This window comes from Megasphaera sp. DISK 18 (genome assembly GCF_001682955.1).
In the GTDB taxonomy this organism is placed as follows: Bacteria; Bacillota; Negativicutes; order Veillonellales; family Megasphaeraceae; genus Megasphaera; species Megasphaera massiliensis.
In genome coordinates, this window is sequence record NZ_LUGJ01000038.1 from 38,810 (window position 1) to 52,043 (window position 13,234).

Below are 13,234 nucleotides of genomic sequence, written 5' to 3' on the forward strand. Positions count from 1 at the left end.
TTACCAGGTAATTTGGCAGATGTTCATTCTGAACACCCAATCGAAAAGATACGCCATTCCCCTTAAAAGTGGAGAGATGCCTTCCTTTTTCAGGTCTACATAGCCTGTCAGGTATTTTCGTACAGATACCTTAATGTCATCGTCCAATCTTAGGTCATGAAGTGGGTTATTGCAGTAGAACATTCCCTTTATGCCATGTATTCCCATTGTTTTCAATGTTCTCTTCATCAGTACCTTTATACCGAAGCTGCCGATAGTATCAAATACGAGGCAACCGTGGGGAAAGGCACCCTTTAGCCTCAGAATAAGTTGATGTACCTCTTTTTCTCTGAGATACATAAACACTCCGGCTGCAAACAGGAAAACTCCTTGAAATACATCAATGTATTGAGTCCAAGTATCATCATTTAAATCAGCCGCGATATTGATTTCTCGGCCAATAGGGGGAAGAAGCGAATTTCGTATGGAAATAATGTCTTTCCTGTCGATATTGTATAGATTCATTCTTCCGTTATCTCCTAAGCGAGGGGTCTGATCTAATCCGCATCCCATATTTACAACAGCCGCATCTGGATGGGAAGATAGATAGTCTTGCATCTCATAAAGAATAGCTTTGCTTCGAAGAATACCTTCTAAGGCACCAAACTTCCAAACAAAAGAACCTTTCTTTTTATCAAGCGTAGAAAAATCGTAATTCAGATGTCTGATTACGTCATCCGCATAAGGGTCTAGGAGAATGTGAGGGAAGAGTTCATTGCCAAGTTTCCTGGCATAGAGGGGAATGATTAATGTTTCTTGCACCGTATTTTTTTCAATAGTTATTCTGCCCATGAGTGCTCATTTCCTTTCTGAGATTTACTATTATGAAAATAGTTTACCAATAATAAAACGTGTTTGTAAACTATCAATTACTAGGTTAAGTATCCCTTTTCAGGAGGTTTTCATGCATATCCCATTTTTATCCAGCCTGTTCCGTACTCGGGACAAGTCTCAGAACTATTACATCAGCACGGATTTCCGTTATCTGTTCGGCCCTTCCACCAGCGGCAAGATGGTGAACGAGTTCACGGCCATGCAGACGACCGCAGTGTATGCCTGCGTCCGCATCCTGGCGGAAACCCTGGCAGCCCTGCCGCTCCAGCTGTACCGTTACACACCGGGCGGCAAGGAGCGGGTCTATGACCATCCGCTGTACCATCTGCTCCATGATGAGCCGAACCCGGAGATGACATCGTTCATCTTCCGGGAAACGCTCATGAGCCATCTGCTCATCTGGGGCAATGCCTACGCCCAGATCATCCGCGACCGCCTGGGACGGGTGCAGGGACTCTATCCGCTTCGACCGGACAAGATGACCGTCTGTCGGGATGATCGGGGAAAGATTTTCTATCTGTACACCAAGACGAGTGATGAGAATCCGAACATCAAGCCGTATGGGCAGGTGGCACTCCAGAAGGAAGAAGTGCTGCATGTCCCCGGCCTTGGCTTTGACGGCCTGGTCGGCTATTCGCCGATTGCCATGGCCCGCAACGCCGTGGGCATGACCATGGCCTGCGAGGAATACGGGGCGTCATTCTTTGCCAACGGGGCCAGTCCCAGCGGGGTGCTGGAACATCCAGGCGTTCTGAAGGACCCGGCCAAAGTCCGGGATTCGTGGAATGCCGTCTACCGGGGGACGGGCAATGCCCACAAGGTAGCTGTGCTGGAAGAAGGCATGAAGTACCAGCAGATTGGCATCCCGCCGGAAGAAGCACAGTTCCTGGAGACGCGGAAGTTCCAGCTCGATGAGATTGCCCGGCTTTACCGCATCCCGCCGCATATGATCGGCGACCTGGAGAAAAGTTCCTTCAACAACATCGAGCAGCAGTCCATGGAATTTGTGAAATACACTCTGGACCCATGGGTCATCCGCTGGGAGCAGGCCATGCAGAAAGCCCTGTTCCTGCCGGAAGAGAAGAAGCAGTATTTCCTGAAGTTCAACGTGAACGGCCTCATGCGCGGCGATTACGAGAGCCGCATGACCGGGTACAGCATCGGCCGGCAGAACGGCTGGCTGTCCGCCAACGATATCCGGGAGATGGAAGACATGAATCCCGTACCCGATGAGGAAGGCGGCAATCTGTACCTGGTGAACGGCAGCATGACCAAGCTCAAGGATGCCGGGGCCTTTGCCCAGAAGGGAGAAACGAATGAAACATAAATTTTGGAAGTGGGTGACCAATGCGGTCCCCGATGCCTTCGGTAGTGAACGGACACTGTACCTGGACGGCCAGATTTCGGACGAGACCTGGTGGGGCGATGAAGTGACCCCGAAGGCGTTCAAGGAAGAACTGGATGCGGGCAGCGACAACATCACCCTCTGGATCAACAGTCCGGGCGGTGACTGTTTTGCCGCTGCCCAGATCTATAACATGCTCATGGATTATCCCGGGAACGTTACCGTCAAGATCGACGGCCTGGCGGCTTCGGCTGCCTCCGTCATTGCCATGGCCGGGACGAAGGTCTGCATGTCGCCGGTGGCTATCCTGATGATCCACAATCCGGCGACCCTGGCTTATGGGGATAAAGCCGAGATGGAAAAGACCATCGGCATGCTGAGCGAAGTCAAGGAGAGCATCATCAATGCCTATGAAATCAAGAGCGGTCTGGCTCGCACGAAGATTTCGCACATGATGGATGACGAGACCTGGCTCAATGCCCGGAAGGCCGTGGAACTTGGCTTTGCCGATGAAATCCTTTTTGACCAGGAAGACGGAGAACAGCAGCCGGAAGCCATGCTGTACAGCCCGGTCACGGTGACGAATTCCTTTGTACAGAAACTGAAACCAAAGAAACCCTTGCAGAAAGTGCCAGCCGCTTCCTTGGAGAAACGGTTGGCATTGCTCATTCATTGACAGGAGGACAAATACAATGGATACGATTTTAGCACTGCGCGAGAAGCGCAAGAACCTCTGGGATGCGGCGAAAGCCTTCCTGGATACAGCCCGCGATGAGAACGGCATGGTATCGGCAGAAGATGCATCCCGGTATGACAAGATGGAAGCGGATGTGGTGAATCTGGGCAAGGAAATCGACCGCCTGGAACGCCAGCAGCAGCTCGATGCCCAGCTGGCCCAGCCGACATCTTCTCCCATCACGGAACAGCCCGGTGCTGGGAACCAGGCCCCGGAAAAGAAAGGCCGTGCATCTCTGGCTTACCGAAAAGCCTTCTGGGACAGCATCCGCCATAAAAACTTCATCGATGTACAGAACGCACTGAGCGTGGGCACAGATGCCGATGGCGGCTACCTGGTGCCGGATGAATTCGAGCATCAGCTCATCGACAAGCTCCAGGAAGAGAACTTCTTCCGCAGCCTGGCGACGGTCATCCATACCAGCGGCGACCGCAAGATTCCCGTCGTGACGGGACATGGCGAAGCATCCTGGATGGAAGAGAACGGCCTTTATCCGGACAGCCAGGATACCTTCGGCCAGCAGTCCATCGGGGCGTACAAGCTGGGGACGGCTATCCGTGTGTCGGAAGAACTCCTGAATGACAGCGTCTTCGACCTGGAAAGCTATATCGCCGGCGAATTCGCCCGCCGTATCGGCACGAAGGAAGAAGAATCCTTCCTCACCGGCGACGGGAAGAACAAGCCGACTGGCGTGTTCCCGTCCGCGGAACTGGGCGTGACGGCCAATGGCGCATCCATCACCTTTGATGATGTCATCGACCTGTATCACTCCCTGCGCATCCCGTACCGCCGCAAGGCCGTATGGCTCCTGAACGATGCTACGATCAAGGCCCTGCGCAAAATCAAAGATAACAACGGCAACTACATCTGGCAGCCGTCCGTCACGGCCGGGACGCCGGATACCATCCTGAACCGTCCCTGCTACTGCACCTCCTTTGCCCCGGAACTGGCGGCCGGCAACCGTCCCATGCTCTTCGGCGATTTCAGCTACTACTGGATTGCCGATAGGGAATCCCGCTCCTTCAAGCGTCTCAACGAACTGTATGCCGCCAACGGCCAGATCGGCTTCCTCGCCAGCCAGCGCGTCGATGGCATGCTGATGCTGAAGGAAGCGGTCAAGGCCCTGGAGATGAAGGCGAAGGGATAAGCCATGCTGGTCAGCCTGGAAGAAGCCAGGGAATATCTGCGGATCGATGAGGATGATACGTCCAACGATGACGTCATCCTGTCTTCCCTGGAAACGGCCCAGGCCTTGTGCCTGGACCTGGCCCGCTGCGAGGAAGCGGATGCCGAAGAGAATCCCGTCGTGTTCCATGAAGCCATCCTCTATGCCGCTGCCTTTTTGTACGAGCATCGGGAAGAAGCCGATTATTCCGGCCTGCTGAAGCGGCTGCGGTGGCTGCTGTTCGGGGTGCGACGGAGCTGTTTTTGAAAGGGGGATGCCCATGAAGACCGGGCTTTTGAACAAACGGATTGAAATCCTGGGGAAGCAGGCGGCAACGGATGCATTCGGCTTCGACACCCAGACCGACGTCGTGGTGTACCGCTGCTGGGCATCCATCGAGCCCGCCCGGGGAAAAGTGTTCTATGAGATGGAACGCAAGGCGGACACGGAGTACAGCAAGATAACCATCCGCTGGCGGCCGGGCGTTACTCACGATATGAAGGTGAAGTACCAGAATCACCTGTACGACATCGACACCATCGTGGACCCGTACATGCGCCACGAAGCCCTGGAACTGTACTGCATGGAAGAAGTGAGGGGGACGGACAATGAGCGGAAGTGACTTTGAGGTCAGAGGATTGGATGATTTTTCAGAAAAACTGCTTTCTGCCATTGAAGCGTTTCCCGGCACTGCTGAAAAGGGCCTGGTGACGATTGGCAACAAGCTCAGGAAGGAATGCGTGAAGAACACGCCGGAGGGCAGCACGGGCAAGCTGAAGAAAGGCTGGAAGCATAAGGTGGAAGGATATAACGGCTCGGAGCTGACCTATGAACTGGTCAACCGGCATCCGGTCCATCACCTGCTCAATAACGGCCATGTCAAGAAAACGCCAGGCGGCCGGACTGTTGGCTATTATGAAGGCCAGCACTATACGGAGAAATCCGTCAAGGCATTCGAAGCCCGGGAACTGCAGCCGGGCCTGGAGAAACTGGCGAAGAAGCTGCTGAAGAAAGCAGGCGGCACATGATCCATGACATCGACATCCTGCAGGCCGTACAGCAGAAGCTGAAGGAACGGTTCCCGCATCCCGTGTACCTGCAGGAAGTGAAGGAAGGGTTCCATCCGCCGGCGTTTTTCCTAAAGACGATGACGGTGGCTTCGCCCCAGGGCAGCAAGGAAGTGTACCGGGATACGGATATCTACATCACCTATATACCGCAGAAGCAGACGGCCAGCACATCCATCTATGAAGTGCTGGCCGTTGCAGAAGACCTGTTCCGTGACGGGATTGCCGTCCAGGACAGGTTTTTTGCTGTCCGCTCGATGAACGAGGAACTCATCGGGGCCGACAACGATGGCGGCCGGCTGACGCTGACCGTCCAGTACTATGATTCCGCCGATGGAACGGAAGCAGCCGAACGGATGAAAGTGCTGCATCAGCGGTATCGGGGAAAGGAGACAATGAAACATGAAAATGCCATCCATTAATGTCGTGTTCAAGGAAAAAGGCATCAGCGCCATCGAGCGCAGCGAGCGCGGCATTGTCCTGATGATCCTGAAGGAAGAGACCCTGCCTTCGGTGACGGAAGTGAACCTGTACACGGCAGATGACATCCCCAAGGAGCTGTCTGACAGCAACCGGGAGCAGCTGGAACTGGCGCTCCGGGGCTATGTGAACAGTCCGAAGAAGGTCATCGCCGAAATCATCAGCAGTGAAGCCGAGGACTATACGGATATCCTGAAGGCTATCGAGAACAAGCGCTTCGATTACCTGGTTATCCCGGACATCGGAACGTCGCACATCGATACCATCGCCACCTGGGTCAAGGGGATGCGTACCAATAAAGACAAGATGATCAAGGCCGTGCTGCCGGACTGTACGGCAGATACGGAAGGCGTCATCAACTTCGTCAACAAGACCATCCGCACGAAGAGCAGGACCTATACGACGGCCCAGTACTGCAGCCGCATTGCCGGCATCATCGCCGGGACGCCCATGACGATTTCCTGCACCTACGCACCGCTGCCGGAAGTCATCGGCTGTGATGTGTGGACGAAAGAGGAAATGGACACCATGGCCGGTGCCGGAAAACTGTTTTTCTTCTTTGACGGCGAGAAGGTGAAACTGGCCCGGGGCATCAATTCCCTGGTGACCACCGTCCAGGACAAGGGGACGAGCTTCCAGAAAATCAAGCTCGTGGACCTGATGGACATGATGCACGATGATATCCGCACGACGGCCCAGGACCATTACCTCGGGAAATATGCCAACAGCTATGCGAACCGCTGCCTCCTGGTGACGGCCATCCAGGGATATCTTGACCAGCTGGCCCAGGAAGGGCTGCTGGAACAGGACCAGAACACAGCGTATATCGATGTGGAATCCACGAAGATATGGCTGGAATCCAACGGCAAATATACCAAGGCGGAACTGGCAGACATGTCCGATATGGACATCAAGCTGGCCAATATCGGCAGCAATGTGTTCATCGCCGTCAAGGCATCGCTGCTGGATGCTATGGAAGACGTCACGATTACCATCAATATCTGAGGAGGTGAAGCCGGATGAACAGTATGGAAGCCAAACGGGTCATGAACGGAAAATATGCCGACCTCTATATCGACGGCGACCTCATGGCCGAAGCAACGGCATTCAAGGCCGAGGTCACGCTGACCAAGGAAGAAGTGAAGATGCTCCGCCATGTAGGCAAGGGCTACAAGGTCACAGGCTACGACTGCAAAGGCCAGCTGAAGCTGCATAAGGTGTCGAGCTACATGATCCGGAAGATGAACGACAACATCAAGGCGGGCAGGCAGACCGTCGTGACCATCGTTTCTGTCCTGGATGACAAGGATGCCATCGGCAGCGAGCGCATCGTCATCAAGGATGCGACCTTTGACAGCCTGATCCTGGCCGACTGGGAAGTGGACAAGATGGGCGAGGAAAGCTATAGCTTCACCTTCTCGGACTGGGACCTCTTGGATTTAGCATAAGGAGAACAAGCATATGAACATGGTAGACCGCCTGCTGAAAGCAGATGTAGTGAATAAGCTGGCCGAACGGCCTGAAAAGAAAGTGAAGATGGAACGGCTCTCGAAGCTGTTCGGATTCGATTTTGTCATCACGCTCCGGGCCATCGACCCGGAACGCTATGCAGATATCCAGAAGATGGCCGTGGACTTCACCAACGGCAGTGCCGATAACATCGACATTTATCAGATGCAGACCCAGACGCTCCTGGCGGGGATTGCCGACCCGGACCTCAAGAACAGGGACCTGCTGGAAAAATTCGGAGTTGTACTCCCTGGTGACATCATCCGCAAGCTATTCCTGGCAGGCGAAATCGCCGATCTTACGGCACAGATTACGGAACTCAATGGCTATACGACCCAGGAAAAGGCGGATAAAGCCGTAAAAAACTGATCCGGACCGATGGCGAAGTGCAGGCGATGTATCTCCTGTTCCGGGAGCATCACCTGCTGCCGTCAGCGGTCATGGAACTGGGATACGGCGAACGGCAGGTCCTGTATGCCTTTATCCGGTATGAGATGGAAGAACGGGAAGAGAAAAAAGCAGACCGCAAAATGATGTAGTCTGCATTCCTTTTTAGCGCTTGCGGATGTATGCCGTGGCCGGGCCAGAGCCAACTTTGATGATATAGCCTTCTTTTACCAGACTGGACAAAGTGCGTTCTATGGTTCCCTGGCTGATATCCGGACAGCGTTCCATCAGATCTTTTTTGCTGATTTTTCCTAGTGTCTGGGAAATGATGGCCTTGATTCGATCTGGCTTGGAGATCTTTCTGGTTACCAGATATTGGATTCGGTCTTCGAATTCATCATATGCCTTTATGATAATGCCCAAATAATATTTCACAAAAGGGGCATAGGTGTTTTGGCTTTCATGCCAGCCGGAAGAACTTGCCTGGAGAGCCTCGTAGTAAGTGGTTTTCGTTTTTTCAATCAGCATTTCCAGACTGATGTATTTCCCGACGATATAGCCGGCACGATATAAAAGAAGGAGTGTCAGAAGCCGGCTCATTCGTCCGTTTCCGTCATTGAATGGATGAATGCAGAGAAAATCCAGGATGAACATGGGAGTCAGCAGCAATTTATCCATTACGTTTTCCTGCCAGGCATTCTGGAATGATTGACATAAAGAATCCATAGCGTCAGCTGTCTGAAAAGCAGGAACGGGGATGAATCTTGCCTTTTGATGCCCTTGTGCGTCCGTTTCTGCAATGACGTTATCTGCGTTTTTGTAATCTCCGCCTATGGCTCCTGTTGAGTAAGAGTACAGGTCTCGGTGGAGCTGCCTGATGACATTAGGGGCAGGGGAAATATAGTCGTGATTTTCATGAATCAAGGCGAGTACTTCACGATATCCGGCAATTTCCTGTTCAGACCGATTGTGCGGTTCAGCTTTTTTGCTGACCAGTGCTTCTAATCGTTTGTCACTGGTGAAGATTCCCTCGATACGGTTGGAAGCCCCTGTACTCTGGATCATGGCAACGTCTACCAGTGTTTTCAGTTCGTCTGTATTCGCCTCCAGAAATAAATCCTGTCGTCCCTTGTGTTCATGGATACAGGTGAGAAGCTGGACGATTTCCGGTGTCAGTAAATTTTGTATTTCCTGCGAGTAGTTAAATGTCCGCATAAAAATCTCCCTCATCTTTCTATTATCTGCCACATTTTAGCATGAAATGTTGCAGATAGCAAGAGAATGAGGCAGATAAATAAGGCAGATGATGGAAAGAGAGGTGAAACAGCATGGCCAATAATGTCATCGATGCCGCCATCCGGCTGCGGGATTTGTTCACGCCGACGGTGCGGAGCGTCAATGCCAGCCTGGGAACCATGAAGGCCCAGATGGCGGCGGCAAAACAATCGGTCAGCGGCCTGTCGGACAAGCTGACGGAGCATGAACGCATCCAGAAACGGACGGCAAAGAGCATCGAGCAGACGGGAAGCAAGATTTCCGGTCTGTCAGACAAGATGGCCTTGCTGTCGGCACCCATCCTGGCGGCTGCGACGGCAGGCTTCAAGCTGCACAGCGACTTTGCGGGTGGCATCGCCAAGATTTCGACCCTGGTGGATACGACGGTCGTTTCCATGCAGAAGGTCAGTGATGAAATCCGTGCTGTCAGCGATGAGACCGGGGCGGGCGTTGCCGACCTTTCCGAATCGGTCTACCAGGCCATCTCAGCGGGTGTCGATGCCGGCCACGCTGTAGGTTTCGTCCGGGATATGACCATTGCCGCCAAGGCCGGGTTCACGGATACGACGACTGCCGTAAACGGCGTCACGACTGTCCTCAATGCCTATGGAAAATCGGCAGAAGAAGCCACGGCGGTGACGGACCAGATGCTCCTGGCACAGAACTTCGGCAAGACATCCTTTGGCGAGATGGCCCAGTCCATGGGCAACGTCATTCCCATTGCGGCACAGCTCAATGTCAGTACCCAGGAATTGTTCGGTTCCATTGCCGTCCTGACCAAGAACGGTATCCGGACCAGCGAGGCCATTACAGGACTCAAGGCGGCCTACAGCAACATCCTGAAGCCGTCTTCTGAAGCGGCGAAACTGGCTCAGTCCCTTGGCCTTGAGTTCAACGCGGCTCATTTGCAGAGCGTAGGATGGGTGAAGTTCCTGGACGAAGTGAAGCGGGCCACCGGCGGTGACGCCGAACAGATGGCCCAGCTCTTTGGTTCCGTCGAAGGATTGAACAGCATCCTGGTCCTGACGGGCAAGGGAGCCGGGGATTTCGATAAGGTCATGGACCAGATGGCCCGGTCTGCCGGCATGACCCGGGAAGCCTATGAGAAGATGCTGACCCCGTCGGAGCAGATGCAGATTGCCATGAACCAGCTGAAGAATGCCGGGATGGACCTGGCTGTTTCCTTTACCCCTTATTTCAAGGCCATGTCCCTGCGGGTGAAGGAACTGGCGGCCTGGTTCCGGTCGCTGACGCCGGAGCAGAAGGCCCTGATCGGCCAGGTGGCTTTCGGCATCGTAACCTTCCAGCTCTTCGGTTCCACCCTGGGACGGGTGCTGACGATAGGCGGACGGGCCTTCGGGACGTTCAGCTCCATCGCCGCGGGCATCAGCAAGGCCGGGAGCGTATCGAAGTATCTGGCTGCCCAGTTCAAGGGCCTCATTACTGTGGCAAGAGGCATCGCCATCGTTGCCAAAGGCATGGGCAGTACCTTCCTGACCGTGGGCAGGATGATGATTACCGTTATTCGGGCAGTCGGCGCGGCAGCGATGGCCAATCCCATCCTGATTGTCATCGCCGCCGTCATCGCAGGGCTGTATCTCCTCTGGAGCAACTGGGATACGGTTTCGCAGTATATCGAACAGGCCATCCAGGCGGTGTCGGATGCTGTGGATGCTGGGATGCAATGGATTGCTTCGGCCTGGGACGGGGCCATGAACGGCATCAGCAAAACGGCTTCCAGCATCTGGGAGAGCATCAAGGATACTTTCCGGAGCGGCGTGAACTGGGTCATCGACCAGGTGAACGGACTCATTGCCAGCGTCAACGGCCTGTCCATTGACATCCCGTCTCTGACAGGCGGGGCGCCGACTCATGTGGGATTCAATATTGAACCCATCAGTCATTTTTCCGGAGGCGTCGAGAACTTTGGCGGCGGCTTTGCCGTCATCAACGAAGACCGCCGGGGCGAGCTGGTCCACCTGCCAAACGGCAGTACCGTGATTCCTCATGATGAAAGCATCCGGCAGGCCATGAACGCAGGCAGCCACGCCATCACTATTCGAATCGACACGATGAACGTCCGCAGCGAGCAGGACATCGACGCCGTAGCCGACAAGCTGGTGGAAAAGATCCGGCTGTACGGCATGAACCGCATGAAAGGAGCGACCATCTGATGGCCTCATTCTTAGAATCCATCCTGAATGCCATCGGGCAGACGTCACAGGATCTGACGATTTCCCTGGCTGCGGGCAGCTCTGTCGTGACCTTTCCCGTGCTGCCTTCGGAACTGATGGTTTCCGTCAATATGAATCATGGCACGGTAAATATCAACAACTACGGGGAGTATCTCATGAAAGGCAGGACCGGGCTGAAGTCCCTGACGCTGGCGGGATTTTTCCCCGCCCAGGATTATCCCTTTGCCATGATGACGCTGTCGCCGTATACCTATATCGCCGAACTGGAAGCCATGCGTACAGGCGGCGAGGTCTGCCAGCTCACGGTATCGGACACGCCTATTTCCATGCCCTGCCTGATCAGCTCCTTCAAGTTCGGGGAAAAGGATGGCAGCGGCGATGTGTATTATGAACTGGCGCTGACGGAATACCGCTATGTCACAGCGGCGGAAACTGGGAAAACGGACCCGGCAACGGGGCTGAAGAAACGCCCTGAGTCGTTCTGGCAGAAGATGAAGAAGAATATCACCTATTATCCGGGCGACAGCATCGGCAATGTCGTGGGCCGGGCCGTCGGGAAATCGGTCACGCTCAATAAGGAGCAGTTCTCCAAGTTCCAGGTCTACCGCAGCATCATCCGCAGCGGCGGCCTATCGGCGGGGGACATCATCCGGCTGACGACCATGAACCTGAAAAGGAATGATGAAAATGTTCCAGTTGGCAAAGATAAATAAGGCCGATACGGAAAACCAGCAGGCAGATAAACCGCAGAACACGGACTTGTCTGCCTATGCCCTTTCCTATACCTGGTCGGGCGATGTGGAGCAGGCCGGGAGAAAGCTGGAATTTGATATCGCCTATACCACGAAAGACAAGGACTGGACGAATGCCGTTTTGGAGCTGGGAGATGAAGTGTGTTTTTCCTATACCGATGAGGTCACGCAGGAAACATATCCCGTTTTTCAGGGGTGCATCTTTTCCCGGAGCCGGGACAGCGAGTCCTATGCCATGCGCTTTGTGGCCTTCGACAACATCATCTATCTGGCCAAATCCCGCATTACCCGGAAGTACGCCAATGTGACCGTGGCGGATGCCATCCGGCAGACCATCCATGACTTTTCCATCGAAGCCGGGACGATGCCGGACCTTTCTGTGGTGTGCAGTTTCATCGCCGATGACATCTCAGCAACCGATGCCATCAAGCAGGCGCTGTCTTACCAGTCGGCGCAGGATGGCAAGGGCTATCACATCTACATGACGGACGGGAAGCTGAATGTGGTCTGCACTAATGATCAGGTGGTGGAGGACTTCCTCATCAGCGATGAAACGAATCTCACCGGGGCATCCGTGTCCGAGTCCATCGAAGACATGGTATCCAAGGTGGTTGTCGTGGACAGTGCAGGCCAGACGAAAGGCGAGATGCCGGATACTACAGATATAGAAAAATTTGGCATCATACAGGCCATCTGCAAGGCAGACCCCAAGCAGGACGATGCCTCGCAGGCCCGGGCCATGCTGAAGACCGTCGCCCATGACATGTCCGTCAAGGCGCTCGGCCATATCCAGTGCATTGCCGGTTTTTCCGTGGACATCCAGGAAGAACAGCTCAAAGGGAGGTTCTTCATCAAGTCAGACAGCCATCGGATCGAGGGGAACAGGCACACCATGGATCTGCATCTGGTCTTCAACAAGCTGCTGGATGAACAAAAGCAGGAACTGGACAGTGCATCCTATAATGCGAACCCAGATTACGTGCCGCCTGCAGCGGCCGCTTCAGGCAGCAGGGGCAGGGCGTCCATGAACGGGAATGCTGCCGGAGGCGATGTGGTGGATTCGTGCATGGAGAATTTCGATGGGACCGTTTCGCCTTATGGTTCCAATGGCTGCGTGGACCGGGCAACGGTTGCCGCTGCCGGGTATTCGCCCTTTGCCGCGCAGGAATACAACAACAACGTCAAAGGATGCGACCAGCTCCGGGCCGATGCCGAAGCCCAGGGACTGACGATTCCCTATGATCCGGCACAGCTGGAGAAAGGCGACATCATCATGTACAACCGCTACAGCAAGCCGGACCCGAACTGGCATGTCGTGGTCTATGACGGAAATGGCGGCTGCTGGGGCAACAGCTCCAATGTGTACGGGTGCTTCCACCATTACGAAGGAAGCATCGACATGGGGAGCGACTACTATCCGGCGACCATCATCAAGACATCGAGGGGGTGA

Annotated in this window: 16 protein-coding genes; 14 read left to right on the forward strand and 2 right to left on the reverse strand. The window is 54.3% G+C overall.

All coding sequences use genetic code 11. The features are described 5' to 3' along the window. Nucleotides 1-831 carry a class I SAM-dependent methyltransferase gene (locus A0U42_RS08750; RefSeq protein ID WP_065360643.1) on the reverse strand — a complete coding sequence of 277 codons (831 nt, stop codon included), beginning with the start codon at nucleotides 829-831 and terminating at the stop codon, nucleotides 1-3. A 118-nt stretch (nucleotides 832-949) separates the two neighbouring features. On the opposite strand from A0U42_RS08750, the gene A0U42_RS08755 reads away from it, so the two are divergent. From A0U42_RS08755 to A0U42_RS11645, 11 genes are read left to right on the forward strand one after another with little or no spacing between them, the layout of a single operon-like run. Continuing rightward, the gene (locus A0U42_RS08755; protein ID WP_369690865.1) at nucleotides 950-2,200 is read left to right on the forward strand and encodes a phage portal protein; all 1,251 of its coding nucleotides are present in this window, start codon (nucleotides 950-952) and stop codon (nucleotides 2,198-2,200) included. Then, complete coding sequence (locus A0U42_RS08760; RefSeq protein WP_065360645.1) at nucleotides 2,190-2,894, forward strand: head maturation protease, ClpP-related; 705 nt, start codon at nucleotides 2,190-2,192, stop codon at nucleotides 2,892-2,894. Before A0U42_RS08755 ends, A0U42_RS08760 begins: the two co-directional genes overlap by 11 nt. Before the next feature lie 16 nt (nucleotides 2,895-2,910). Further along, nucleotides 2,911-4,101 carry a phage major capsid protein gene (locus A0U42_RS08765; RefSeq protein WP_065360646.1) on the forward strand — a complete coding sequence of 397 codons (1,191 nt, stop codon included), beginning with the start codon at nucleotides 2,911-2,913 and terminating at the stop codon, nucleotides 4,099-4,101. A gap of 3 nt (nucleotides 4,102-4,104) precedes the next feature. Next, a complete protein-coding gene (locus A0U42_RS08770; RefSeq protein WP_065360647.1) occupies nucleotides 4,105-4,386 on the forward strand; it encodes a head-tail connector protein in 282 nt (93 codons plus the stop codon). 13 nt (nucleotides 4,387-4,399) lie between these two features. Beyond that, nucleotides 4,400-4,741 carry a phage head closure protein gene (locus tag A0U42_RS08775; RefSeq protein ID WP_255304151.1) on the forward strand — a complete coding sequence of 114 codons (342 nt, stop codon included), beginning with the start codon at nucleotides 4,400-4,402 and terminating at the stop codon, nucleotides 4,739-4,741. Continuing rightward, the gene (locus A0U42_RS08780; protein WP_065360649.1) at nucleotides 4,728-5,147 is read left to right on the forward strand and encodes an HK97 gp10 family phage protein; all 420 of its coding nucleotides are present in this window, start codon (nucleotides 4,728-4,730) and stop codon (nucleotides 5,145-5,147) included. Before A0U42_RS08775 ends, A0U42_RS08780 begins: the two co-directional genes overlap by 14 nt. After that, the gene (locus tag A0U42_RS08785) at nucleotides 5,144-5,608 is read left to right on the forward strand and encodes a DUF6838 family protein (protein WP_065360650.1); all 465 of its coding nucleotides are present in this window, start codon (nucleotides 5,144-5,146) and stop codon (nucleotides 5,606-5,608) included. The genes A0U42_RS08780 and A0U42_RS08785 overlap by 4 nt, the downstream gene beginning before the upstream one ends. Then, nucleotides 5,589-6,671 (forward strand): phage tail sheath subtilisin-like domain-containing protein, encoded by a 1,083-nt coding sequence (locus A0U42_RS08790; RefSeq protein ID WP_065360651.1) that lies wholly within the window; start codon nucleotides 5,589-5,591, stop codon nucleotides 6,669-6,671. The genes A0U42_RS08785 and A0U42_RS08790 overlap by 20 nt, the downstream gene beginning before the upstream one ends. A 14-nt stretch (nucleotides 6,672-6,685) precedes the next feature. After that, entirely contained in the window at nucleotides 6,686-7,114 is a 429-nt protein-coding gene (locus A0U42_RS08795; RefSeq protein WP_022227242.1) for a phage tail tube protein, read from the forward strand. A gap of 13 nt (nucleotides 7,115-7,127) precedes the next feature. Continuing rightward, nucleotides 7,128-7,544 carry a hypothetical protein gene (locus A0U42_RS08800; RefSeq protein ID WP_065360652.1) on the forward strand — a complete coding sequence of 139 codons (417 nt, stop codon included), beginning with the start codon at nucleotides 7,128-7,130 and terminating at the stop codon, nucleotides 7,542-7,544. A gap of 26 nt (nucleotides 7,545-7,570) precedes the next feature. Continuing rightward, on the forward strand, nucleotides 7,571-7,714 hold the full coding sequence (locus A0U42_RS11645; protein WP_176698860.1) for a hypothetical protein: 144 nt from the start codon (nucleotides 7,571-7,573) through the stop codon (nucleotides 7,712-7,714). 13 nt (nucleotides 7,715-7,727) lie between these two features. Here the strand turns inward: A0U42_RS11645 and A0U42_RS08805 are convergent, their stop codons facing one another. Continuing rightward, complete coding sequence (locus A0U42_RS08805; protein WP_065360653.1) at nucleotides 7,728-8,792, reverse strand: Fic family protein; 1,065 nt, start codon at nucleotides 8,790-8,792, stop codon at nucleotides 7,728-7,730. A gap of 98 nt (nucleotides 8,793-8,890) precedes the next feature. On the opposite strand from A0U42_RS08805, the gene A0U42_RS08810 reads away from it, so the two are divergent. From A0U42_RS08810 to A0U42_RS08820, 3 genes are read left to right on the forward strand one after another with little or no spacing between them, the layout of a single operon-like run. Then, nucleotides 8,891-11,011: a phage tail tape measure protein gene (locus A0U42_RS08810; protein ID WP_065360654.1), complete on the forward strand. Its 2,121-nt coding sequence runs from the start codon at nucleotides 8,891-8,893 to the stop codon at nucleotides 11,009-11,011. Beyond that, nucleotides 11,011-11,745: a hypothetical protein gene (locus A0U42_RS08815; RefSeq protein WP_065360655.1), complete on the forward strand. Its 735-nt coding sequence runs from the start codon at nucleotides 11,011-11,013 to the stop codon at nucleotides 11,743-11,745. Before A0U42_RS08810 ends, A0U42_RS08815 begins: the two co-directional genes overlap by 1 nt. Next, nucleotides 11,720-13,234: a hypothetical protein gene (locus A0U42_RS08820; protein WP_065360656.1), complete on the forward strand. Its 1,515-nt coding sequence runs from the start codon at nucleotides 11,720-11,722 to the stop codon at nucleotides 13,232-13,234. The genes A0U42_RS08815 and A0U42_RS08820 overlap by 26 nt, the downstream gene beginning before the upstream one ends.

What these genes read in the sequence shown, in the direction of transcription:
- A0U42_RS08750 (WP_065360643.1), bottom strand. Translation starts at nt 831, where the DNA reads ATGGGCAGAATAACTATTGAAAAAAATACGGTGCAAGAAACATTAATC.
- A0U42_RS08760 (WP_065360645.1), top strand. Translation starts at nt 2,190, where the DNA reads ATGAAACATAAATTTTGGAAGTGGGTGACCAATGCGGTCCCCGATGCC.
- A0U42_RS08765 (WP_065360646.1), top strand. Translation starts at nt 2,911, where the DNA reads ATGGATACGATTTTAGCACTGCGCGAGAAGCGCAAGAACCTCTGGGAT.
- A0U42_RS08770 (WP_065360647.1), top strand. Translation starts at nt 4,105, where the DNA reads ATGCTGGTCAGCCTGGAAGAAGCCAGGGAATATCTGCGGATCGATGAG.
- A0U42_RS08775 (WP_255304151.1), top strand. Translation starts at nt 4,400, where the DNA reads ATGAAGACCGGGCTTTTGAACAAACGGATTGAAATCCTGGGGAAGCAG.
- A0U42_RS08780 (WP_065360649.1), top strand. Translation starts at nt 4,728, where the DNA reads ATGAGCGGAAGTGACTTTGAGGTCAGAGGATTGGATGATTTTTCAGAA.
- A0U42_RS08785 (WP_065360650.1), top strand. Translation starts at nt 5,144, where the DNA reads ATGATCCATGACATCGACATCCTGCAGGCCGTACAGCAGAAGCTGAAG.
- A0U42_RS08790 (WP_065360651.1), top strand. Translation starts at nt 5,589, where the DNA reads ATGAAAATGCCATCCATTAATGTCGTGTTCAAGGAAAAAGGCATCAGC.
- A0U42_RS08795 (WP_022227242.1), top strand. Translation starts at nt 6,686, where the DNA reads ATGAACAGTATGGAAGCCAAACGGGTCATGAACGGAAAATATGCCGAC.
- A0U42_RS08800 (WP_065360652.1), top strand. Translation starts at nt 7,128, where the DNA reads ATGAACATGGTAGACCGCCTGCTGAAAGCAGATGTAGTGAATAAGCTG.
- A0U42_RS11645 (WP_176698860.1), top strand. Translation starts at nt 7,571, where the DNA reads ATGTATCTCCTGTTCCGGGAGCATCACCTGCTGCCGTCAGCGGTCATG.
- A0U42_RS08805 (WP_065360653.1), bottom strand. Translation starts at nt 8,792, where the DNA reads ATGAGGGAGATTTTTATGCGGACATTTAACTACTCGCAGGAAATACAA.
- A0U42_RS08810 (WP_065360654.1), top strand. Translation starts at nt 8,891, where the DNA reads ATGGCCAATAATGTCATCGATGCCGCCATCCGGCTGCGGGATTTGTTC.
- A0U42_RS08815 (WP_065360655.1), top strand. Translation starts at nt 11,011, where the DNA reads ATGGCCTCATTCTTAGAATCCATCCTGAATGCCATCGGGCAGACGTCA.
- A0U42_RS08820 (WP_065360656.1), top strand. Translation starts at nt 11,720, where the DNA reads ATGTTCCAGTTGGCAAAGATAAATAAGGCCGATACGGAAAACCAGCAG.